The organism is Streptomyces sp. NBC_00385, from assembly GCF_035917155.1.
In the GTDB taxonomy this organism is placed as follows: domain Bacteria; phylum Actinomycetota; class Actinomycetes; order Streptomycetales; family Streptomycetaceae; genus Streptomyces; species Streptomyces poriferorum.
On sequence record NZ_CP107951.1, the window covers coordinates 7,967,241 to 7,989,855 of the forward strand.

The window sequence follows — 22,615 nt, forward strand, 5'->3', positions numbered from 1 at the left end:
CACTCAATATACTCGGGAAAATCCCCGGTCCGCAATTGCGGACCGGGGATTTCTTGTCGCTGCGGGTGGTGCGCCGCCCTGGAGGCGGGACGGGGTGCGGGGGTTTCTGTGCGGGCATGACGGTGGTTCGGTTACTTCGGGTCGTTGTTGAACTTGGCGGTGGACCAGAGGTAGCCGAGGACGGTGAGGGCGAGGCACCAGGCGAGGGTGAGCCAGCCGTTGTGGCCGATCTCGGTGCCGAGGAGGAGGCCGCGGAGGGTTTCGATGGCGGGGGTGAAGGGCTGGTATTCGGCGATGGGGCGGAACCAGGCGGGCATGGTGTCGACGGGGATGAAGGCGCTGGAGAGGAGGGGGAGCAGGATCATGGGGAGTGCGTTGTTGCTGGCGGCTTCGGCGTTGGGGCTGATGAGGCCCATGCCGACGGCGATCCAGGTGAACGCGGTGGCGAAGAGGACGAGGAGTCCGAGGGCGGCGAGCCATTCGAGGGGGGTGGCGTCGGTGGAGCGGAAGCCGATGGCGAGGGCGACGGCGCCGACGAGGATGACGCTGGCGATGCATTGGAGGACGCTGCCGACGACGTGTCCGACGAGGACGGATCCGCGGTGGATGGCCATGGTGCGGAAGCGGGCGATGATGCCTTCGGTCATGTCGTTGGAGACGGAGACGGCGGTGCCGATGGTGGTGGAGCCGATGGTCATGAGGAGGAGGCCGGGGACGATGTAGGCGATGTAGTCGGCGCGGTTGGCGTTGCCGCCGATGCCGGCGCTCATGACGTCGCCGAAGATGTAGACGAAGAGCAGGAGCAGCATGATCGGGGTGAGCAGGAGGTTGAGGGTGAGGGAGGGGTAGCGGCGGGCGTGCAGGAGGTTGCGGCGGAGCATGGTGTTCGAGTCGCGGACGGCGAGGGCGAGGGCGCTCATCGGGAAGTCTCCTTGGTCTGCTCGGGGATTCCGGCCGGGGCGGTGAGGGCGAAGAACACGTCGTCGAGGTCGGGGGTGTGGACGGTGAGTTCGTCCGCCTCGATGCCGGCGGCGTCGAGGCGGTCGAGGATGGAGCGCAGTTCGCGCTGGGTGCCGTCGCTGGGGATCTGTAGCGCGAGTGCGTCGTCGTCCCGGGTGGCTGCGCGTTCGCCGAGGGTGGATGCTGCGGTGCGGTAGGCGGTGGGGTCGGTGAAGCGGAGGCGGACGTGGCCGCCGGGAATGAGGCGCTTGAGTTCGTCGGCGGTGCCTTCGGCGGCGATCTTTCCGTTGTTCAGTACGGCGATGCGGTCGGCGAGTTCGTCGGCTTCTTCGAGGTACTGGGTGGTGAGGAAGACGGTGACGCCGCTGGTGACGAGGGTGCGGATGATGCCCCACATGGTGTGGCGGGAGCGGGGGTCGAGGCCGGTGGTCGGTTCGTCGAGGAAGATGATCCGGGGGTTGCCGACGAGGGTCATGGCGATGTCGAGGCGGCGTTTCATGCCGCCGGAGTAGGTGGAGGCGGGCTTCTTCGCCGCGTCGGTCAGGTCGAAGCGTTCCAGAAGTTCGGCGGCGACCCGTCGTCCTTCCTGTCTGGGCAGGTGGTGCAGGTCGGCCATGAGGAGCATGTTCTCCTCGCCGGTGATCAGGCCGTCGACGGCGGAGAACTGTCCGGTGACGCCGATCGCCGCGCGTACCGCTTGCGGGTCGGTGGTCAGGTCGTGGCCGTCGACGTGCAGGTCGCCGGCGTCGGCGGTGACGAGTGTGGAGAGGATCTTCACCGCGGTGGTCTTGCCCGCGCCGTTCGGTCCGAGCAGCGCGAACACGGTGCCTGCGGGGACGGCCAGATCGATCCCGTCGAGGACGACCTTGTCCCCGTAGGACTTGCGCATCCCGTTCGCCGAGATGGTCGGGTGACTCATGACGGGTGCTCCTTCTAGAGGCTGCGGGCGACGATGTCACCGTGGCTGGTGGTCGCGTGGATGTTCAGGACGGCGGCGCCGTCGGCGTTCCTCAGTGCGTTCTCGATCCGGCCGAAGGCGGTACCCGCGTCCAGGGAGGCGGAGACACCGCGGGCGGCGCCGACGGAGATGTGGCCGTACTCGGTGCGCAGTTCGACCGTGCCGTGCACGGCCTCCGCGACGTGAATGTCGCCCTTCTGGACGCGGATCTCCGCAGGGCCGCCCAGCCGGCCGACCGAGACGTCGCCGGCGAGAAGCGTGAGGCGGACGCTCGCGGATTCGTCGAGCTTGACCGAGCCCTGTGCGCAGTCGAGGGTGACATCGCCCAGGCGTCCGACGCCCCGGAGCTCGACGTCGGCCGTCTTCGCCTCGACGCCGGAGCCGGCGGGCAGTTGGATGGTCACCTCGACGGCACCGGCGTTGCCGACGAGCCGGTTCCTGGCCGGTGCGGACTCGATCCGCAGAACGCCGTCGGCGTACTCGACGATGGTCTGTTCCGCGGCCTTCGTGTCGCGGCCCTTCGAGGCGTCCGCGGGCAGGATCTCGACCGTGGTGTCGGGCCGGTCGGCGGCGATGAACCGGACGCGTCCGGCGGGGATGTCCAGGATGGCGGAGACGGGGGCGGGGGTGTCGTACTTCTGCATGATGCTTTCCTTCGGCTCGTTGTTTCCGATGACAGAAACGCTACGTTGCGTTCACTGATCACACAACGATGCTGTTGCGTTGTGATGACATCAAGGCAGGTCAGATGCGTGAAATCGTTGCAATGGTCTCACTGCTAACGCAACACGCCTTCCGTCGTTCGTTGCAATGGGCTGAACGCGAACGCTATGATCGGGGCGTCAGCGCCCACGAGGGACCAAGGAGGGGGTCGCGATGCCGGGAGGCAGGCTCACCCAGCAGGAGCGGCAGCAGATCGCGCTCGGGCTCGCGGACGGTCTTCCGTACGCGGAGATCGCCCGACGCCTCGACCGCCCTACGTCGACGATCACGCGCGAGGTGATGCGTAACGGCGGCCCCACCGCCTACCGCGCCGACCTCGCGCACCGTGCCACCGAACGCCGCACGCACCAGCGCAGACAGCCCGCGCCCGGGGGGCCGCAGGCGCCTCCGCAGCCGCATGGGCGTGACGCCGAGGCGGTGCGCGCGTACGAGGAGGTGTTCACCACCGTCCTCATGCAGTCGGGTCTGTCCAACAAGATGATGTCCCGGGTGCTGGTCTGCCTCTACACCACCGACTCGGGCAGCCTCACCGCGGCGGAACTCGTCCGGCGCCTTCAGGTCAGCCCGGCGTCCATCTCCAAGGCGATCACGTTCCTCGAAAGCCAGGGCCTGGTTCGCCGGGAGCGCGACGAGCGCCGGCGCGAGCGCTACATCGTCGATGACGACGTCTGGTACCAGTCGATGATGGCCAGTGCCCGGTCCACCGCCCAACTCGTCGAGACCGCACGGCAGGGCGTGGGCGTCCTGGGCCCCGGCACTCCGGCCGCCGCCCGCCTCGAGAGCATCGCCCGCTTCCTCGACTTCGTGAACGAAGGCATAACGCGCGCTGCGGAGCAGGCCCGTGAGGTCCTCTACACGAAACCCGAAGCCGCTTCGGGTGACGCCGCCGAACCGGATGCGGATCGCGCGTAGGCCCTGAGGGGTGTGCCCGGTCGATATGACTCGACAGGCGGTTGGGGCCGCTCTTATGATCGCAGCGGACATCGCGTGTCGGTCACCGGCCGGGTGAGGCATGGAGGTGTCCGGGAGATGCCTTCGGAGGCATTCCGCTTTGTCTGTCGAGTTGAATCACACGATCGTCCACGCCCGGTCCAACCGGGAATCCGCCGAGTTTCTGGCTCATCTTCTGGATCTCGAGGTAGGCGCGGAGTGGGGGCCGTTCATTCCGGTCCTGCTCGGCAACGGCGTCACGCTGGACTTCGCCACCATTCCGTCCGAGTCGATCGCCCCGCAGCACTACGCGTTCCTCGTCGGGGACGCCGAGTTCGATGTCGCGCTGCGGCGTATTCAGGACGCGGGAATCACGTTCTACGCCGATCCGCATCTCAAGAAGCCGGGCGAGATCAATTTCCATCACGGCGGGCGCGGGCTGTATTTCATGGATCCCGCAGGTCATGGAATGGAAATCATCACGCGCCCGTACGGAAGTCACGCAGTGACGCCCGCGGCATCGTAGGTCGCAGCCCCTCCCCCGGATCGCAGCCGTTCCCGCCGCCGTGGTGCGACGGTGCCGTCGCTTGTACTCAAGGGCTTGAGTAGTCATATCCTTGAGTATGATGGACGGTGGCCGGTGCCACCGGGCCGACCGGTGAGGAGAGGGAGGGGCTGCTTCGATGGCCTTGCGACATGCCGTGCTGGCGGCGCTGCTGGACGGCGAGTTCAGCGGATACCAACTGGCGAAGGCGTTCGACGTCGGCGTCGCGAACTTCTGGCACGCGCTGCCCCAGCAGCTGTACACCGAGCTGGCCAGACTGGAGAAGGAAGGCCTGGTCGAGGGTCGGCAGGTGGTCCAGGAGACCCGGCCCAACAAGCGTGTCTTCCGGGTCACCGACGCAGGCCGCGACGAACTGGAGAAGTTCGCCGCGACCACGTCCAAGCCGTCGTTCATCCGCGACGACCTGCTCGTCAAGGTTCAGTCCGCCGATCGCATCGGTACCGCACAGGTCATCGGGCAACTCGATGAGCGAGTGGCCGCGGCGGACGCGAAGATCGCGCTCCTCGACGACCTGCTGCGGCAGATGCGCGGGGAAGCGGACGAGGAGGAGTTCCTCCGCCACGGCGAACGCGTCGGACCGTACCTGACGTGTCTGCGCGGCGTGGCCTTCGAGCAGGGCCACCGGGACTGGTGCCTGCGGATCGCGGCCGTGCTGCGGGAGAGGCAGGCGGCTCATGCCGGGCGGTGAGTACCTGCGTTATGTCGCGCTGGGCGACAGCCAGACCGAAGGGGTCGGCGACGGGGACGACATCGTCGGGCTGCGCGGCTGGGCCGACCGGCTCGCCGAGCACCTCGCCACCGTCAGCCCCGGTCTCCAGTACGCCAATCTGGCCGTGCGGGGACGGGTCGCCGGTCAGGTCCGCGCCGAACAGCTGGAACCGGCGCTCGCGCTGCGCCCCGACCTGGCCACCGTCGTGGCCGGGGTCAACGATCTGCTGCGGCCGCGGGTCGACGTCGCGGAGGTGGCCGGGCACCTGGAGGAGATGTTCGCCGCGCTCACTGCCGCCGGGGCGCAGGTGGCGACGCTGACCATTCCCGACGTGGGGAAGATCGCGCCCGTCGCCCGGCCCGTCAGGGCCCGGGTGTCGGAGCTCAACACCCTCATCCGCGCCGCGGCAGCCCGCCACGGGGTCGCCGTCGCCGAAATCGCCCCTCACCCCGTCGCCACCGACCGACGCCTGTGGAGCGTCGACCGGCTCCACGCCAGCCCACTCGGCCACGCGCGGATCGCCGCGGCCGTCGCCCAGGCCATCGACCTGCCCCGGAGCGACGACAGCTGGACGCACCCGTTGCCACCCCAAGTGCTCCCCACCGGCTGGCAGTCCGCCGGAGCCGAACTGCGCTGGGCCGCCGCGTTCCTCGGCCCATGGCTCGGACGCCGTCTGCGCGGCCGGTCATCGGGGGACGGGCGCACCGCCAAGCGCCCCCACCTCCTGCCCCTGAGCGCCGGTACGTGATCGCCCGGCCGCGCCACAGCGGCTGAGGCGGGGGTCCGGGAACCGAAGAGGTCCGGCCCACCGCGTCGCGCGGTGGGCCGGACCTCTTCGGCGGGTGGGGGACGGTCAGCGTGCGAGGCGGATGCGGTGCACCTGGTCCTTGCCGTCGGCGCCCGCACCGGACTTGTCGACGACGTACGCGGAGCCGCCGGCGATCTCGACGTGGTTGGGGTTGGCGCCGACGGCCACGGTCTCCACGACAGCGCCCTTGCGCGGGCTGACGACGGAGACGGTGGCGTCCGTGCGGTTGACCACCAGCACGTTGCCCGTGCGGGTGTCGGTGGCGACGGACAGCGGGCCCGCACCGGTGGCGACGGACTTGGTGACGAGGCCCTTGCGCAGGTCCACGACCGAGACGTCCCCGCCGGTCTGGTTGGCGGTGTAGGCGGTGCGGCCGTTCTTGGACAGGGAGACGGAGATGGGGCCGTCACCGGCCGGGATGAGCCGCGGGGCGGCGGAGCCCGTGGTGACCTGGATGATCTGGTCGTTGGTGAGGTCGGCGGCGTAGACCGTGCCGGACTTCTCGTCCAGGGCCAGGCCGGTCGGGCCCGATCCCTCGACCGTGACGCGCTTCTTCTCCTTCAGGGTGCGGCTGTCGAAGGCGACGAGCGTGCCGTCACCGAACCCGCTGGCCCACACGGTGTCGTGGCGTTCGTCGACGAGGATCTCGCGGGCGTGGGTCACGTTCGGGAGCGTGGCGAGGTGTTCGCCGGTGCGCTGGCTGTACACGGCGACCGAGTTGTTGCGGGTGTTGGTGGTCCAGACGGTGTTGTGCTCGTCGTCGACCGCCACACCGTAGACCGCCTCGACGGCGCCGGTGGCCGCGTCGGTGACCGGCGGCGCGTAGGTCGCCTTCACCTTCAGGGTCAGCGGGTCCACCTTCGTCAGGGCGGAGTTCGTCACCGGGGGACGCCCCACCGACGAGGTGGTCCACAGGACGTGGTTCCGCTCCGAGTAGGAGGACTGGTAGAGCCCGTTCGTGACCGGCGCGGTGGTGACCGCCGGAGCGGCCGGCCGGGTCTGAGCGGACGCGGTGCCCGTCAGTGCCGCGGTGCTGCCTGCGGCGAGCACGACGGCGATGGCCGCACAGGTTCCGGTGCGACGCAGGCTGCGGGTGGGTGAAGTCATGCTGGGGTCATCTCCCTGAAGGTGATTCATGGCGATCTGTACTCCTGAAACTTAGCTTAGGCTTACCTAAGTAACGCTCTTTCAGGTGTGTGACGTGGCTAACAACTCGACCGAGTGCGGGGGAGGTTCGGGTGGGTCAGCGCTGGTCGGAGGAGGGGCGCCGACGGCGGACCACGAAAAGCGTGGTGCCTGCGGCGCCGGCCGCTCCTCCCGCAGCCGCAGCCGCCGCCGACCAGGCGATGGTCGCGTAGGAGACGGAACTCTCCATGGACGCGGCGGTGGTGGTGAGGGGTGCGGCGTCCGGTGCGGCCACGGCCGCCGTAGGGGCGCTGCCCGGCGCTCCGTCCGCCCCGGTCACCTCGAAGTCGACCTTGAGCGTGGTGGCGGGATCCGGTGCGAGGAAGCGCAACCAGTGGGCCCCTGACGGGACTTCGGCCGGGACGGTCACATCGCCCTCGTACGAGCCCTTCGCGTCGGTCTTCCACTGGCCCAGGATCGCGTCGTCGTCGAGCTTGATGGTGACCGTCCTGCCCGCCGGGAACTTCGTGACCGTGAAGTGCAGCTTTCCGCCGGCCTGAACCTGGTCGGCGGCGATCTGGGCCCGGGCGCCGCGCGAGTTGGAGGCCGTTGCCGGTGTGCCCGACGCCGCAGGAACCGGGGCGGCCGTCGAGCCGGAGGCCCCCGTGGCCGAGACATCTGCGGAGGTGCCTGCGGTGACGGTGAAGTCCGCCCGGATGCTCGTCGACGGGTTGGGGGCGAGGAAGCGCAGCCAGTGGGCGCCCTTCGTCGCGGACGACGGGATCGTGACGGTGGCGGAGAGGGTGCCGTCGGCGCCGATGCCGTCCGGCCACTGCCCGATGATCTCGGAGTCGTCGAGCTTGACGGTGAGTTGTTCGCCGGCAGGGAAGCCGGACACCCGGAAGGTGACCCTGCCGCCGGCGGCGACGCGGGATCCCGCGGTGATCGAGGCGGACGCGCCGGCGCTGCTGCCGGAGCCGCCCGCCGTGCCGGACCCCCCGCTCGTGCCCGCGGTCTCCGCGGTCCCGCCCCCGCCGGATCCGCCGCCGGTGCCCGAGCCGCCGGTGCCGGCCGTGTCCGCGGCCTTCACCGTGAGACCGGCGCGCAGGCTCGTGGACGGGTTCGGGGCGAGGAAGCGCAGCCAGTGGGCGCCGCCCGTGGTCGACTTCGGCAGGGTGACGGTGCCGGAGAACGTGCCCGCGGCGTTCACCGCGGCGGTCCACTGTCCGATGATCTCGCTGTCGTCGAGCTTGACCGTGACGTTCTGGCCCTTGGCGAACCCCGAGAGGGTGAAGGAGACCTTGCCGCCCGCCGTGACCTCGGAGCTTCCCAGTCGGACCCCGGGCTGCGGGACCGGAGACGTCGCGGTCGCCGTGGGCTTCGGGGTGGGCTTCGACGTCGGCGTGGGGGTCGGTGTGGGCGTCGGTGACGGTGCGTCGCCCGTCACTGTCAGGTTCTCGCTCCTGACGCTGGTCTGCGGTGCCAGGAACCGCAGCCAGTGCTCGCCGCCCACCGCCGCGTCGGCGGGCACGGTCACGGCGCCTGTGACGCTGCCGTCCTCGCCGACGGGGAACTGCTTCAGGAGCGTCTTGTCGTCGAACTTGACGCTGAGTGTGGCTCCCGCGGGGAAGCCTGATGCCGTGAACGGCACCTCGCCGCCCGGCTTCACGGCGGTCGCGCCCAGGACGACCGTGGGCGCGGTCGTGTCGGCCACGAGGGCGAGCGGGCTCCCCGTGGGCGCACCGTCGCTGTTCGCCGTGGCCAGCGGGACGGTCAGGGCGCCGAGGCCGAGCGTCGCGCCGGCGGCCAGCGCGGCCATGCGGCCGACTCTGGACCGGGAGGTGCGGGGCGCGACCGCGGGCATGGGGGTGCGGGAGGGTCTGTCGGGGTTCATGGTGGGCTGCTCCTGGCAGGCGGAGAGTATGAGGGGAGGGGCGGGGGAGAGGTGCGCGGGGCAACGAAGGCGCACGAAACCCGCGTTGGGTTTCAAGTTAGGTGAGCCTAACCTAAGAAAATGAGAAAGCGATCGAGAGGGGCCGTGAGCGGGTGCGCCCGCGGCGGGATCCGCGCCACCCGAAAGGTAAGGTGACCCTAAGTTGATCGCCTCGTCCTTCGGAGCCACTCCCATGATCACGTCCGTCCCGCCCCTGGACGCCCCCCAGCGACCGCCCCGGACGGCACGGCCGGATCCGCTGACCCGCCTCGCGGAACCCGTCTGCGCGCTCCCGGACCCGGACGGCACCGAGCAGTTCTGGGCCCGGGTGGCCGGCTCCGGCACGCCGCTCGTCGGACCGGACCCGCTCGGTAGCGACGACCATGTGGCCGTGACGTTCCTGTGGCGCGGAGCTCCTGGCACCCGAGCCGTCCAGGTGCTGCCCAACAAGCTCGGCGACCCGCGGGATCCCGAGGGCAACCTGATGGAGTACGCCCCCGGCACCGACGTGTGGCACTGGACGCTGAGACTGCGGCACGACTGGCGGGGCACGTACGACTTCTACGTGGACGAGGGCGACGGCCCCGGACCGGAGGCCGCCGACTACTGGCGCCTGCTGCGCACCCGGCGCCGTCCCGATCCGCTGAACCACCTTTCGCTGCCCCGCCGCTGGGGTGGCGACCCGGTCTCCTACGCCGAACTCCCGGCGGCCCCGAGCGCCCTGGACTGGCTGCCGCGGCCGGATGCCCGCCGGGGCAGCGTGTCGGTGCACGAGGTCCCCTCCGAGAGGCTCGGCGGGAACCGGCGCGTCTGGACGTACCGGCCGGCCGGCGTGCCCGGGGCGACGGATCTGCCGGTGCTCGTCCTCCTGGACGGAGAGCACTGGCAGCCGCATCTCGGACTCGCCCATCTCCTGGACAACCTGATCGCCGACGGGCGTATCCCCCCGCTGGTGGCCCTGCTGCCGGAGTCCGTCGACGTGGCCACCCGCTGGACGGACCTCGCCTGCAGCAGGGACTTCGTCGCGTTCCTCGACGGCGAACTGCTGCCCTGGACGGCTGCCCGCCTCCCGGTCACGGCCGATCCCGCACGCACGGTCGTCGCGGGACAGAGCCTGGGCGGGCTCACCGCCGCCTACGCCGCCCTCACCGCGCCCGGCCGCTTCGGCAACGTCCTTGCGCAGTCCGGCTCGTTCTGGTGGCCGGACGGACCGGACGCCGAGTGGCTCACCGCCCGGATCGCCGAATCCCCGCGTCTGCCGGTCCGGTTCTGGCTCTCCTTCGGGGAGCAGGAGTGGGTGGCCCTGCCCGCCGCCCGGCGACTGCGCGACGCACTGGCCTCCGCGGGCTACGAGGACGCCTCCTACCGGGAGTTCAACGGTGGCCACGACTACCTCTGCTGGCGTACGGAACTCGCGGACGGCCTCGTGGACCTCCTGAACCCGGGCGCCCCCTCCGTCTGACCGCGACGAAGGGGGCGGGCGTCGGGCGTCCATGCCCTAGATGTTGCTGGCCGTGAGGTTGGTGTCGCTGCTCGTCGGTGTTGACCTTCGAGTTGGTTGAAGCTTGATGATGGCGCGGTGCCAAATGATGAGCTGATGCCGATCGGGGCCTTTGCCCAACGCAGTGGTCTGACCTCCAGCGCGTTGCGGTTCTATGCCGACTCCGGGTTGCTGCCCCCTGCCGAGGTCGACCCGGTCTCGGGCTACCGCTACTACAGCACTGACCAGGTGGCTCAGGCGACCGCGGTGCGTCAGCTTCGCGAGCTGGCTATGCCCCTGGCCGCTGTCGAGGCTGTACTTGGTTCCGGGGCCGACGAGGCTTCCCGGCTTCTCGATGAGCATGTCGCAAAGGTCGTTGGGGATGCGGCAGCCGTGCAGCAGAAGGCTGCTGTCATCAAGTCTGCGCTCGGCAATGCGCCAGGTCTTCCCATTGCGGTGGTGAAGGGTCCCGTGCTGGCGGATGCGGTCGAGCAGGTCCTGACCGCGGCCGCGCACGGGTCCGGGAGGCCGGCACTCGCCGGCCTGCGCATCGAGGCAGGTCGTGAGGCGGTCACCCTGACCGCGACGGACCGATACCGGCTCTCCACTCGAACCCTGGTACCGGCTGAACCACCGAGCCAGACGTGGGCCGGCACGGTCAATGCCGACGAACTGCGCGCTGCGGCCGCCCAGATTCGCCGCAGCCCACTGGTGCGACTGGAAGCGGTCTCGAACGGGATCTGGTTCCGCGCGGCCAACCGAGAGGACCGGCACTGTCGGTTGCTGCCCGAGGAGTTTCCCGACTATCGGCTGATGCTCGTGTCACTAGGCGAGGTCACGACGCGTGCGACGGTCTCGAAGGATTTGCTCCTGCGAGCCCTGGAAGAGCACCCCGGCGAGCGCATCGGGCTGCATGTCGCTGACCACGGAGTGAGCGTCATGTCAGCGGACGAAGGACACCCCGACATCCCACTCCCCGCCACCGTGGCGGGCCAGGCCCTCCGGATCTGGTTCGAGCTGACCACGCTCTATCCCGCCGTGAGCACGGCGATCGGACCCGACGTATTGCTCGACCTACGGGGACACGACCAGCCCGTCGCGATCCGATCCGCCGACCGCGGCGATCTCACCACCCTGGCCATGCCCATCAAGTCCGACCACTCCGCCCGAGAAGAACGATGAGGAACACTCCATGACCACCGCACCCGCCAGCCCCGACCCGACCATGGCAGCAATAGGCCACGCCGTCGCCGAGGGCCGAGCCGGTAACAATGCCTCCGCCCGCCAGAAACTGCTGGAGCTGTGGTCTGCGATCGGTGTCACCGGTGACCCGCTGCACCGCTGCTCGCTCGCCCACTACCTGGCAGATTTCCACGAAGATCCGGCCCAGGCCCTCGCCTGGGACATCCGGGCCCTGGACGCCGCCGACGCCGTGACCGAACAGCGCGTCCAGGAGCATCACGCCGGCCTCCACATCGCTGGCTTCTACCCCTCCCTGCACCTCAACCTCGCCGACAACTACCGTCGACTCGGCTCCTTCGAAGCTGCCACCGAGCACATCAACGCGGCCAAGACGCACGCACCCAGCCTTCCTCAGGATCCCTACGGTGACCTTCTTCGCGGCGCTATCCAAGAGGTCGCTGAGGCTATCGCCGGGCGAGACCGGTCACGGCGAACCTCTGCGCCTGGTTCCGCTGCGTGACGCACAAGAATGCACCTCTCACCGTTGAGGGACGGCGTCGCCTCGTCGAGCGATGCAGTACGAGGCCCATCGCCCACGTAGCAGCCGAGATGGGGATCTCCCGGGCATGTGCATCGAAGTGGGTCAACCGATACCGGCGAAACGGCGAACTCGGGCTTGAGGACCGCTCCTCCGCACCTCACCATCAGCCCACCGCGACACCGTCCCAGATCCTCAGCCTCACAGAAGAACTGCGCCGCACCCACAAGTGGTCCGCGGCCAGGATCGCCTCCGAGCTGTCCCAGGCCGGCACGCCAATCGCCCGAAGAACCGTGAACAGGCACCTGGCCGAGATCGGCCTCAACCGACGCCGATTCATCGACCCCGACGGTGAAGCCAACCGACAGTCGCGGAAAATCCACGCCCGACGGCCCGGCCACATGATCCACGTCGATGTGAAAAAGGTAGGCCGCATCCCCGACGGCGGAGGCTGGCGTGCGCACGGACGCGGCAGCGACCAGGCGAAAGCCGTGGACCGGCGGAAGAAGAAAACCGAGCGCGGTGGCTATGTCTACCTGCACTCGGCCGTCGACGGGTACAGCCGGCTCGCCTCCAGCGAAGCACTGCCCGACGAGAAGGCCACGACGGCGATTGCCTTCCTCCATCGTGCCCGGGCCTGGCTCGCAGCACATGGGATCACACGCATCGAACGCATCGTGACAGACAACGGCGCCTGCTACCGCGCCGAGAGTTTCTCCTGGGCTCTCCTTGGCGCCAGACACCAACGCATCGCCCCATACACCCCACGGCACAACGGCAAGGTCGAGCGATACAACCGCATCCTGGCCGAAGAGTTCCTCTACGCCCGGACGTGGACATCGGAGGCCCAACGCGCCCAACTCCTTGGCCGCTGGAATGTCCACTACAACTACCACCGACCCCACACCGCGTTCGGAAAACAACCACCGGCAGCACAACTACCAGGCGGCGTCACCAACGTCATGACCTCCTACGCCTAGGGCCTTTCGTTTGGATCAGGCCGGACCCCGCGAGCCCGGCATGATCCAAACGAGAGGCCCTAGGCGTCCAGCTCCTTCAGCCGGGCAGCGAGAGCCTCTCCGATGGTGTCGAGGAAGCGTTCCTGCATCAACTGCGGGTGGGTGCAGTCCAGATCGTGGTTCACGACGGCGCCCGACACATGCGCGCGCCACGCCTCACGGGTCAGCCAGTCCTCCGCCCGCGGCGCCGCCGCGGTGAAGAACAGCAGGTCGCCCTCGTACCGGCGGTGCACATGCTCACGCATCATGCGGGCGTGGTTGGGCACGATGTCGACGATCTTCGACAGCGTCCGGTCCTCGAGTCCGGCGAGCGGACTGCCCGCCCGGCGCAGCGTGGCCAGCACGTCCTCGCGGGTACGTTCGCCGGTGCGCTCGAATCCCGCCATCCGCAACACCGCGGTCAGGGCGTCGCCCTCCTCCGGTGCCGGCCGCTCCCGCCACTGCTCGGCCGGGAACGCGTCGAGCAGCGCCAGGAGTTCGACCTCCTCGCCGCACTCCTGGAGCAGCACCGCGACCGTGTGCGCGAGCACCCCGCCCACCGACCAGCCCAGCAGCCGGTACGGGCCGTGCCCCTGCACCTCCCGGATGCGCCGGACGTAGTCGGCCGCCTCCTCCTCAAGTGTCCGCGGCAGCGGTTCGTCACGGACCAGGCCGCGGGCCTGGATGCCGTACACCGGCTGGTCCGGGCCCAGCCGCGCCGCCAGCCCGGCGTAGCACCAGGCGATGCCGCCCGCCGGATGGATGGCGAACAACGGGGCCCTCGCGCTGCCCCCGCGCAGCCGCAGGACGACGTCCAGGGCATCCTCGGCGGCCGGCCCCGCGCCGTCGATCCGGGCGGCGAGCGCGGCCGGGGTGGACGCCTCGAACAGCGAACCGATCGTCAGCTCGGCACCGAACTCCTCCCGCACCCGTGCCACGAGCCGGACCGCGAGCAGCGAGGTTCCGCCCAGGTCGAAGAACGCGTCGTCGGGCCCCACCACGGCTGCTCCGAGCACCTCCGCGAACAGCAGCGCAAGTGCCTCCTCACGGGCGCTCATCACCCGGTGGCCGCCTCCGCCGGTGAAGACGGGGGCGGGCAGTGCGCGGCGGTCCAGCTTTCCGTTGGGGCTGAGCGGGAACGCATCGAGCGCCACCACCGCCGACGGCACCATGTGCTCCGGGAGCTCCCGGGCCAGCGCCGCCCGCACATCGGCGGGATCGGCGCCTCCCGTCACGTAACCGACGAGGCGCTGGTCGCCCGGCCGGTCCTCGCGCACCAGGGCGCAGGCCCCGTCCACCCGCGGCCGGGCCGCCAGCGCCGCCTCGATCTCACCGAGTTCGACGCGCTGCCCGCGCAGCTTGACCTGGTGGTCCGTGCGTCCGAGGTACTCGACCTCACCCTGCTCCGTCCAGCGCGCCAGGTCCCCCGTGCGGTACATCCGCCGGGCCGATCCGGCGAAGGGGTCGGCGACGAAGCGGCCGGCGGTCAGGTCCGGCCGGTTCAGATATCCGTCGGCGAGCTGCCGGCCCGCCAGGTACAGCTCGCCGGGAACCCCCGGCGGGCAGGGCCGCAACGCGGCGTCGAGCACGTACAGCCTGGTGTTCCACACGGGCTGCCCGATGGGCACGGGGCCGCTGTCGTGCGGCGCGCACGCGTGGAAGCTGACGTCCACGGCCGCTTCCGTCGGCCCGTACAGGTTGTGCAGCCCGACGTGCGACAGAGCGCGCCCGAAGGCGTGCGCGGTCTCCCGGGGCAGGGCTTCCCCGCTGCAGAAGACCCGGCGCAGTCCGGCGCACGCACCGGGATCCGCCTCCGCGAGGAAGACCTGGAGCATCGACGGTACGAAGTGACAGGTGGTGACGGCCTGTTCGTTGATCAGCCGGGCCAGATAGGCGGGGTCCTTGTGACCGCCGGGTTCCGCGACGACCAGCGCCGCGCCCTCGCGCAGCGGCCAGAAGAACTCCCACACGGACACGTCGAACGACGAAGGCGTCTTCTGCAGCACCCGGTCCTGCGTCGTCAGCCCGTAGGCGTCCTGCATCCAGCGCAACCGGTTGTCGATCGCCCCGTGCGAGACGACGACGCCCTTCGGACGTCCGGTGGACCCCGAGGTGTAGATGACGTACGCCGGATGCGCGGGTGTCAGCGGGCGCGACGGATCGCACCACGGGTACCCGGAGACGTCGAGGCCGTCCAGGACGACCCGGGCCGTCGTCGCGTCGTCGGTGAGACGGTCCGCACGGTCGGTGATCACACAGACGGGAGCCGCGTCCCGCAGCATGTACGTGATGCGCTCCGCCGGGTACTCCGGGTCGAGCGGCAGATAGGCGGCCCCCGCCTTCAGTACCGCGAGCAGCGAGACGATCAGCTCCACCGAACGCGGCACCGCCACCGCCACCACGGCACCCGGCCGGGCGCCGAGGGTCCGCAGGTGGCGGGCCAGGCGGTTGGCGCGGGTGTTCAGCTCCGCATAGGTGAGGGAGACGTCCCCGTGGACCAGCGCGGTCGCGTCCGGGGTGCGGGCGGCCTGTGCCTCGATCGGGCCGATGAGTGTCGTCGGCGGCGGTTCGCGGTCCGTACGGTTGAACTGCTCGACGACCAGCGCGTGTTCGGCAGGCGTCGCGATGCCGTGCGCCGCGAGCGCCGCGTGCGGGTCCTCGGCGCTCAGCCGCTCCACGAGGTGCAGGAAGCGCTCCTGATGGGCGGCGAGGGCGTCCTCGTCGTACAGGGCCGGGTTGCCGTCGTGGTCGATGCGCAGCCCGCGGCCGTCCGCGCGGTCGTAGATGTTGACGGTCAGGTCGTCGACCGGGCCCGCGGACAGGTTACGGGCCCGGGCCGGCGTACCCGCGAAGCCGACGTCGTAGTCGAAGGGCATCACGTTGACGAGGGGACCCACCAGTCCCCGGTTCTCGCCGAGCAGCCGCAGGTCGCGGCGGATGTCCTCGTAGCGGTAGCGCTGATGGCGGCGGACCGCGCGGACACCCAGCACGACCTGGCGCACCAGTTCCGCGAAACTCGCGCCGGGCGTGACGGTCAGCCGGAGCGGCAGCACGTTCATCACCATGCCCGGCACGCGCAGGGCCACCGATCCCACCCGGCCCATCATGGGCAGCCCGAGCACGACCTCGGAGCGGGCGGTCGCCCGTGAGGTGTAGAGGGCCTGCGCGGCGATCAGTACCTCCGGCCAGGTGGCCCGGAGTTGCGTGGCGAGCTCCCGCATCCGGTCGGTGGCCTCGGGGCCGAGGTGGGCGGTGCGGCGCAGGAACGTACGCGACGGCAGCGCGCCGCGACCCGCCAGCCGGGGCGCCTCAGGCCGGTCGGCGAAGGCGTCGGACCAGTGGGCGCGGTCCGCCGCGAACGCCTCCGACGAACGGTACTCCGCGTCCTGCGCGACGAGGCCGGTGAGCGTCCCGAACGTCCGGGGCCCGGGGTCCTGGCCCCGGACGAGCGCCGAGTACACCTCCGCCGTACGCCGGACGAGCAGCGAGTAGCCGAAACCGTCCATGACGAGGTGATGGATCCGCTGGTACCAGAGCCACCGCTCCTGGCCGACCCGGAACAGCGCGTGGCGGAACAACGGGCCGGCCGCGAGATCGCAGGGTTCGGCGAGGTCGGCGCGCATCCACGCCTCCGCCTCCCCGTCCGCGTCGGGCACGTCCCGCAGATCGTGCACGGCGAGCGGCAGTTCCGCCGAGGCCGTGACGGTCTGCCGCGGTCCTTCCGGCCCGTCCTCGACGCGGACGCGCAGCGCGTCCGTCTCCGCCATGACCTGCCGCAGAGCGTCGGCGAACAGCTCCTGGTCGAGCGGTCCGTCGATCTCCAGGCACTCCGCCGTGTTCTGAGCCGGACTGAGCGGATCGAGCGACTGCGCGTACCACATGCCCGACTGGGCGGCGGTCAGCGGCAGTACGGTGTCCGGCCCGTCCGGTGAGGTGCCGACGGTGTCGGTGAGCAGGACCGTCATGAGACCCCCAGCAGCGGGGCCCAGGCCTCGACGGAGGGCTGTTCGGCGAGATCGGCGAAGTCGGCGCGCACGTCGTGATCGCGGCGCCACCCGCCGAGCAGTGCCATGATGCGGACCGAGTCGAGCCCGTGGTCGAGCAGGTTCTCGTCGAGGGGGATGTCCGCGGGGTCCTCGCCCAGGGACTCGGCGATGTCCTTGCGGATCTGCTCCAGGGTGAGGGCCATGGTGCTCAGATCTCCTTCAGAAGGGTGTCGGTGGTGGTCACGACCGCGCAGCGGCCCGCCGCCCAGCGCAGCGCCATGTCGTGGTCCTCGCGCGAGAAGTCGGCGACCGCGTCGGCCACGACGAACGCCTGGATGTCCCGCATCCAGGCGTCGGCGGCACTCATCAGCACGCCGATGTGCGCGTACACACCGGTGATCACGAGCTGGTCGCGGCCCGACTCCCGGATCAGGGAGTCGAGTTCGGTACGGACGAACGCGCTGTACTTCCACTTGGTGAGAACCGTTTCACCGGCAGCCGGTGCGACGGACTCCGGCATGGCGAGGGCCTCGGCGTCGTCGGCCGCGCCGGGCCCCCAGAAGTCGAGCTGAAGACCGCGCTCCGCGGCGGTCTGACCGCCGCGCTGCGCCGAGTAGACCACCGGGACGCCGGCGGAGCGGCATTCCCCGATGATGCGGGCCGTGTTGCCGAGCATGCCGGTCAGTGGCTGTTCGCCGGAGCGGTACGCACCGAGGAAGTGGTTCTGGAGGTCGTGGACGAGGAGCACGGCGCGCGCCGGGTCGACGGTCCACGCGACCCGGTTCGCGGGGAGGTCGTCCGCGCCGGGCAGGGGATAGGGGGCGATGGCGGGAAGTGCCATGGGGAGGGCCTTTCAGTGCCGCGCGGTGCGGACTCGGTGCTGTTCGGCGGGGGCGGAGCCAGGTGGGGGACCGGTCCCGGAGCGCAGTCCCTTCTTGCTGACCTTGCCGATTCCGGTCTGCGGGAAGACGTCGACGAACTCGACCAGGTCGGGAACCTTGTACGCGGCGACTCCGCGCTCGCGCACATGCCGTTTCACGGCGACCGGCCTCAGCGCCGGGGCGTCCGCGCGCAGGATCACGTACGCGAGGGTGCGCTCACCGAGGAACGGGTCCTCGACGCCGACCACCGACACGTCGTGCACGGCGGGATGGGCGAGGATAATGTTCTCGATCTCCTCCGGCGCGACCTTCTCGCCGCCCCGGTTGATCTGGTCCTTCGCCCGTCCCTCGACCACGAGACTTCCGTCCGGGGCGCGGCGCACGATATCGCCCGTACGGTAGAAGCCGTCCTCGGTGAAGGCCGTCCTGTTGTGCTCGGGGGCGCGCCAGTAGCCGCGGATCGTGTACGGGCCACGGGTCAGCAGATGCCCGTAGCCGCCCTCGGCAACGTCCTGTCCGGCGTCGTCCACGATCCGGATCTCGTCGTCCTCGGAGATCGGCCGGCCCTGTGTGGTGACCACCGTCTCCGGGTCGTCGTCCAGCCGGGTGTAGTTGACGAGGCCCTCGGCCATCCCGAAGACCTGCATGAGCCGGCAGCCGAGCGCGGGCTCCAGCCGCCGGGCGGCCGCCTCGCTGTACTTGGCGCCTCCGACGAGGACCAGGTCCAGGCTGGACAGGTCGTGCTCCGCGTCCGCCGCGGCCTCGGTCCACACCAGGGCGAGCGGCGGCACCATTCCCGTCATGGTGACCCGCTCCCGCTCCACGAGCGGGAAGGCCGTCGCCGGGTCGGGCCGCGGACACAGGACGACCGTGCCGCCCGCGTACAGCGCACCGAGCCAGCCCGGCGAACTCATCGGGAAGTTGTGCGCGGCCGGCAGCACGACGAGGAAGCGGGTGTCCTCGTCGACACCGCAGATCTCGTTGGAGCCGCGGAGCGAGTAGATGTAGTCGTCGTGCGTACGCGGGATGAGTTTGGGCACTCCCGTCGTGCCTCCCGACAGCTGGAGGAAGGCCAGGTCGTGCGGCTCGGGCCCGTCGAGCGGAGTGGAATCCTCGCACGGCACGTCGGACAGTGCGGTGTGCTCGCCGGGGTCACCGACGACGAACACGTGCCGCAGGCCGGGGGTCCGCTCCCGCACCGCGGTCGCCAGTTCCCGGTGGTCGAAGCCGGCGTGCCGGTCCGGGATCACATAGGCGACGGCCTCGGTGAACGAGCAGAAGTAGCCGATCTCCGTCTCCCGGTGGGCGGGCAGGGCGAAGACGGGCAGTGCACCGATCCGGAAGAGCGCGAAGACGACCTCGATGAACTCGGCGACGTTCGGCAGCTGGACGACGACCCGGTCGCCCTTGACGATGCCCCGTGCCGCGAACCCCGCCGCCAGCCGGGCCGCGCGCTCGTCCAGTTCACCGTACGTCCGGGTGCGGCGCCCGTCCGCGGGGTCGATGACCGCCACCCGGTCGGCGTGGGCGGCGGCGCGTGCCCGGAGCACTCCCGTGAACGTCTCACCGCGCCAGTGACCGGCCGCACGGTAGCGCTCGGCGAAGCCCGCGGGCCAGGTCGGCGCGTCGCTCTGCGGGGCCGCGCTCACAGCGCGGCGCCCACGGCGCTGAGGAAGGTGCGGAACTTGGCGCCGGTCTCCGCGGTCTCCGCCTCGGGCGAGGAGGCGGCCACCACACCGGCGCCGGCGAACAGCCGCAGCGAGCGGCCCTCGGCCTCCGCGCAGCGGATCGTCACGACCCACTCGCCGTCCCCGTCCACGTCCTGCCAGCCGACCATGCCGGTGTAGGCACCGCGCTCGAAGGGTTCCGACTCCGCGATGACGGCGCGGGCCGTGTCGGTCGGGGTGCCGCACACCGCCGGTGTGGGGTGCAGCGCCGAGGCGAGGTCGAGGGAGGACGTGGCGGGGTCCGCGAGCCTGCCGGTGACGGTCGTCGACAGGTGCCACATGGCTGCCGTCCGTACGAGGGTGGGGCGTTCGGGCACGTCGAGGCTCACGCAGAACGGGGCCAGGGCCTCCCGGACGGCGGCGACGACCACGGCGTGCTCGTGCAGGTCCTTGGGGGACTCCAGCAACGTGGCCGCACGCCGGACGTCCTCGGCCAGGTCGTTGCTGCGCGGCGCGGACCCGGCCAGCGGGTTGGCCGTGAGCACGTTGCCGGAACGGGCCACCAGAAGTTCGGGACTGGCTCCGACGAGGGTGCGGCCGGGCCCGCTGGGGACCGCGAACGTGTAGCCCTTCGGATCGTGCTGCGCGAGCCGGCGCAGCATGGCGGGCAGATCGAGGTCGCGGGAGGATGTCAGCTCCAGGGTGCGGGCGAGGACGACCTTGTCGAACTCCCCGGCACGCATCCGCCGCACCGCCGCTGCCACCGACGCGGCGTAGTCGGCGGCGGCCGGGACCTCGCGGGTCTGCCAGGTGCCGGGTTCCGTAGCGGGGCCGGGGAGTGCGATGAGCGGGTCCTCGCACAGCGCCGACGCCCGGCGCACGGACTGCGGGACCGCCAGCGAGGGCGGGGCGTCCGGGCTGAAGGGCAGCGCGCCCACGACGATCGGCGCCGGGTCCCCGGCACGCCGCCGGGTATCGAGCACTTCACGTACGCGGGCGCTCAACGGACGCGAATCGTGCGGCACTTCGGCGGTGGTGCCGGAAGCGAGCAGGGTCTGGCGCGAGGAGGCGAGGAACCGGTCCGTGCCGGGCCGGTAGGCGTCGAGCAGCGCGGTCGCGTCGCCGGGTGAGGGCGAGGGGGGAGGGGAGGTGCGGGGGGCGGCCCGGTGCGGGGCGGTGGGTACGCGCAGTGAGGCGGACATGTCTTCCTGTCTCCAGTGGGGGAGGGCTGCGATCCGCTGTCGGAGGGTTCTGGCGGGCGGGACTCGGAACACGCCCTCAGGCCCGCAGCGTGGCGCCGCCGTCGACGTAGAGGTCGTGCAGGGTGATGTGGCGGGCCCGGTCGGACACGAGGAAGGCGACGGCCTCGGCGATGTCGGCCGGGTCGGCGATCCGGCCGAGCGGTATGCCGGTGCGGTAGCTCGCCCCGTCCCCGTCGATGACCCGCTGGGCGGCGGCCTGTTCGTCCCTGGAGTCTCCGGCCGGCCACATGCCGCGCTGCATGTCGGTGAGGGTCGAGCCCGGCGACACGGTGTTGCAGCGGATGCCCAGGGGGGCCAGTTCGAGGCCGAGGCACTTGGTGAACATGACAGCCGCGGCCTTCGACGCCGCGTACGCGGCCATGTTCGTGCGGGGGATGCCCGCGGCGTTGGACGCGACGGTGACGATGCTGCCCGTTGCACGTCCGGCCATCCGGCGCGATACGGACCGCGAGACGTGGAACACCCCGTCGGTGTTGACGGCGAAGGTGGCCGCCCAGTCGTCGTCCGTCAGCTCGGCGACCGGCGAACACCGCAGCACACCGGCTACGTTGACCGCGATGTCCAGGGGGCCGAGCGTGTCCTCGGCCTCCGCGACGAGCGCCTCGACGGCTGTGGCGTCCGTGACGTCGAGCGTGCGGGCCGCCACCCGCTCGCCGTACTCACGGGCGAGGGCGGTGATGCCGTCGGAGGCGACGTCGGTGGCCAGGACACGTGCACCGCGTTCGACGAGGGCGTGCACCACCGCCGCGCCGATCCCACGGCCCGCCCCCGTCACGAGGGCGAGCCGGCCGGTGAGTTCCGGGGCGGGATTCACTTGACCATGGCCTTGCGGATGTCGTCGAGCACGGAGACGGCCGCCTGCGCGCCGCCCAGGCTCGTCCACTTCGTGCCGTCGATCACGGTCGACCGCCCACCGCTCACGGCCTTGAGCTGCTTGTAGGCGGGCTTCTTGGACAGCTCGGCCACGAGGTCCTGGTCCGATCCGGTGGAGGTGAGGGTGCCGATGAAGAGCCAGTCGCCGTCGATCTCCTTGAGGTTCTCGTCGCTGATCGGCGTGGAGTGGCCCTCGCCCTTCTCGTTCTGGATACCGGGACGGGTGAACCCCAGGTCGTTGAGGACGTCGCTGATGAACACGCCCTGCTGCATGACGGCCGAGCCCTTGGCCGAATAGCGGGCGACGGACACGCTCTTGTCCGCCTCCGCACCCAGGTCCTTCTTGAGGGCGGCGGCCCGGGTGGCGTAGTCGGCGAGGAACGCCTTGGCGTTGTTGTCCCGGCCGAGCGCCTTGCCGGTGAGCGTCAGCGCCTTCTTCCAGTCCTTGGTGCCGTCGATCGTGACGACCGTGGGAGCGATCTTGCGCAACTGCTGGAGGACCTGCTCGTCGGCAAGCTGGCCGGCGAGGATCACATCCGGCTTGGCCTGGACGACCTTCTCGATGTCCGGCCCGGTGACCGCACCCACCACGGGGATGCCCTTCGCCTGGTCGGCGAGGTAGCCGGGGGCACCCTTCTGACCGCGGCCGGCGGTCAGGCCCACCGGCTTCACGCCCAGCGCGAGAGCCGCGTCCAGGTCCATCTCGCTGAGGGCCACGACGCGTTCGGGCGCCGCGGGGACCTTCACCGACGTTCCGGTCGCGTCCGTCACCTGATTCGTCTTCGCGGCCGAGGAGGAGTCCGGGCCGGCGGCGCCGTCCGACGCCTCGGACGAGCCGCAGGCGGTCAACGCCAGGGCACAGATGCCGATCAGTGAGGCCGCCACCGAGGGGCGGACGAGGCCGCGGGAAGCGAAGGTTGAATTCGGGGCCATGGCCTGGAATCTCCGTTTTGTTCGAGTGGTGAGATCGGTCCGGGCGGCGCGCTCCGCCGCACCGAAGAGGGGCGAGGCGGGGCGATTGACGCCGTTTCAGGGCA

The 22,615-nt window shown here is 70.7% G+C and carries 20 protein-coding genes; 8 read left to right on the forward strand and 12 right to left on the reverse strand.

The genetic code is table 11. The features are described from left to right. Positions 1-131: 131 nt before the first annotated feature. From OG959_RS35375 to OG959_RS35385, 3 genes are read right to left on the reverse strand one after another with little or no spacing between them, the layout of a single operon-like run. On the reverse strand, positions 132-920 hold the full coding sequence (locus tag OG959_RS35375; protein WP_326665098.1) for an ABC transporter permease: 789 nt from the start codon (positions 918-920) through the stop codon (positions 132-134). Continuing rightward, the gene (locus OG959_RS35380) at positions 917-1,879 is read right to left on the reverse strand and encodes an ATP-binding cassette domain-containing protein (RefSeq protein WP_326665100.1); all 963 of its coding nucleotides are present in this window, start codon (positions 1,877-1,879) and stop codon (positions 917-919) included. The genes OG959_RS35375 and OG959_RS35380 overlap by 4 nt, the downstream gene beginning before the upstream one ends. A 14-nt stretch (positions 1,880-1,893) precedes the next feature. Next, a complete protein-coding gene (locus OG959_RS35385) occupies positions 1,894-2,562 on the reverse strand; it encodes a DUF4097 family beta strand repeat-containing protein (protein ID WP_326665102.1) in 669 nt (222 codons plus the stop codon). A gap of 232 nt (positions 2,563-2,794) precedes the next feature. Here OG959_RS35385 and OG959_RS35390 point away from each other — a divergent pair, with 232 nt between their 5' ends. From OG959_RS35390 to OG959_RS35405, 4 genes are all read left to right on the forward strand, one after another. Further along, on the forward strand, positions 2,795-3,553 hold the full coding sequence (locus OG959_RS35390) for a helix-turn-helix domain-containing protein (protein WP_326665104.1): 759 nt from the start codon (positions 2,795-2,797) through the stop codon (positions 3,551-3,553). A gap of 139 nt (positions 3,554-3,692) precedes the next feature. After that, on the forward strand, positions 3,693-4,097 hold the full coding sequence (locus tag OG959_RS35395) for a VOC family protein (RefSeq protein WP_326665106.1): 405 nt from the start codon (positions 3,693-3,695) through the stop codon (positions 4,095-4,097). Positions 4,098-4,254: 157 nt separating this feature from the next. Then, positions 4,255-4,824 (forward strand): PadR family transcriptional regulator, encoded by a 570-nt coding sequence (locus tag OG959_RS35400; RefSeq protein WP_326665108.1) that lies wholly within the window; start codon positions 4,255-4,257, stop codon positions 4,822-4,824. Beyond that, positions 4,811-5,593 carry an SGNH/GDSL hydrolase family protein gene (locus tag OG959_RS35405; RefSeq protein ID WP_326665110.1) on the forward strand — a complete coding sequence of 261 codons (783 nt, stop codon included), beginning with the start codon at positions 4,811-4,813 and terminating at the stop codon, positions 5,591-5,593. Before OG959_RS35400 ends, OG959_RS35405 begins: the two co-directional genes overlap by 14 nt. Before the next feature lie 105 nt (positions 5,594-5,698). Here OG959_RS35405 and OG959_RS35410 read toward each other — a convergent pair whose 3' ends face one another. Beyond that, positions 5,699-6,760, reverse strand: coding sequence for a YncE family protein (locus OG959_RS35410; protein ID WP_326665112.1), 1,062 nt, complete (start codon positions 6,758-6,760; stop codon positions 5,699-5,701). Between the two features lie 136 nt (positions 6,761-6,896). Beyond that, the gene (locus OG959_RS35415) at positions 6,897-8,672 is read right to left on the reverse strand and encodes a hypothetical protein (RefSeq protein ID WP_326665114.1); all 1,776 of its coding nucleotides are present in this window, start codon (positions 8,670-8,672) and stop codon (positions 6,897-6,899) included. 232 nt (positions 8,673-8,904) lie between these two features. Between OG959_RS35415 and fes the strand changes: the two genes are divergently transcribed. The 4 genes from fes (at position 8,905) to OG959_RS35435 (ending at position 12,891) form a co-directional block, all read left to right on the forward strand. Then, on the forward strand, positions 8,905-10,173 hold the full coding sequence (gene fes / locus OG959_RS35420; protein WP_326665116.1) for an enterochelin esterase: 1,269 nt from the start codon (positions 8,905-8,907) through the stop codon (positions 10,171-10,173). A gap of 117 nt (positions 10,174-10,290) precedes the next feature. Then, on the forward strand, positions 10,291-11,373 hold the full coding sequence (locus OG959_RS35425) for a DNA polymerase III subunit beta family protein (protein WP_326666801.1): 1,083 nt from the start codon (positions 10,291-10,293) through the stop codon (positions 11,371-11,373). Positions 11,374-11,383: 10 nt separating this feature from the next. Further along, positions 11,384-11,893, forward strand: coding sequence for a hypothetical protein (locus tag OG959_RS35430; protein ID WP_326665118.1), 510 nt, complete (start codon positions 11,384-11,386; stop codon positions 11,891-11,893). Next, the gene (locus OG959_RS35435; protein WP_326665120.1) at positions 11,890-12,891 is read left to right on the forward strand and encodes an IS481 family transposase; all 1,002 of its coding nucleotides are present in this window, start codon (positions 11,890-11,892) and stop codon (positions 12,889-12,891) included. The genes OG959_RS35430 and OG959_RS35435 overlap by 4 nt, the downstream gene beginning before the upstream one ends. Before the next feature lie 59 nt (positions 12,892-12,950). Here OG959_RS35435 and OG959_RS35440 read toward each other — a convergent pair whose 3' ends face one another. From OG959_RS35440 to OG959_RS35470, 7 genes are all read right to left on the reverse strand, one after another. Next, entirely contained in the window at positions 12,951-16,874 is a 3,924-nt protein-coding gene (locus tag OG959_RS35440) for an amino acid adenylation domain-containing protein (RefSeq protein ID WP_326665122.1), read from the reverse strand. Next, a complete protein-coding gene (locus OG959_RS35445; protein WP_326665124.1) occupies positions 16,871-17,098 on the reverse strand; it encodes a phosphopantetheine-binding protein in 228 nt (75 codons plus the stop codon). The genes OG959_RS35440 and OG959_RS35445 overlap by 4 nt, the downstream gene beginning before the upstream one ends. Positions 17,099-17,103: 5 nt before the next feature. Continuing rightward, on the reverse strand, positions 17,104-17,736 hold the full coding sequence (locus OG959_RS35450; protein WP_326665126.1) for an isochorismatase family protein: 633 nt from the start codon (positions 17,734-17,736) through the stop codon (positions 17,104-17,106). 12 nt (positions 17,737-17,748) lie between these two features. Further along, positions 17,749-19,425, reverse strand: coding sequence for a (2,3-dihydroxybenzoyl)adenylate synthase (locus OG959_RS35455; protein ID WP_326665128.1), 1,677 nt, complete (start codon positions 19,423-19,425; stop codon positions 17,749-17,751). Further along, on the reverse strand, positions 19,422-20,645 hold the full coding sequence (gene dhbC, locus OG959_RS35460) for an isochorismate synthase DhbC (RefSeq protein ID WP_326665129.1): 1,224 nt from the start codon (positions 20,643-20,645) through the stop codon (positions 19,422-19,424). Before dhbC ends, OG959_RS35455 begins: the two co-directional genes overlap by 4 nt. 76 nt (positions 20,646-20,721) lie before the next feature. After that, positions 20,722-21,519 carry a 2,3-dihydro-2,3-dihydroxybenzoate dehydrogenase gene (locus OG959_RS35465; RefSeq protein ID WP_326665130.1) on the reverse strand — a complete coding sequence of 266 codons (798 nt, stop codon included), beginning with the start codon at positions 21,517-21,519 and terminating at the stop codon, positions 20,722-20,724. Further along, positions 21,516-22,511 (reverse strand): ABC transporter substrate-binding protein, encoded by a 996-nt coding sequence (locus tag OG959_RS35470; protein WP_326665131.1) that lies wholly within the window; start codon positions 22,509-22,511, stop codon positions 21,516-21,518. Before OG959_RS35470 ends, OG959_RS35465 begins: the two co-directional genes overlap by 4 nt. Positions 22,512-22,615: the final 104 nt, after the last annotated feature.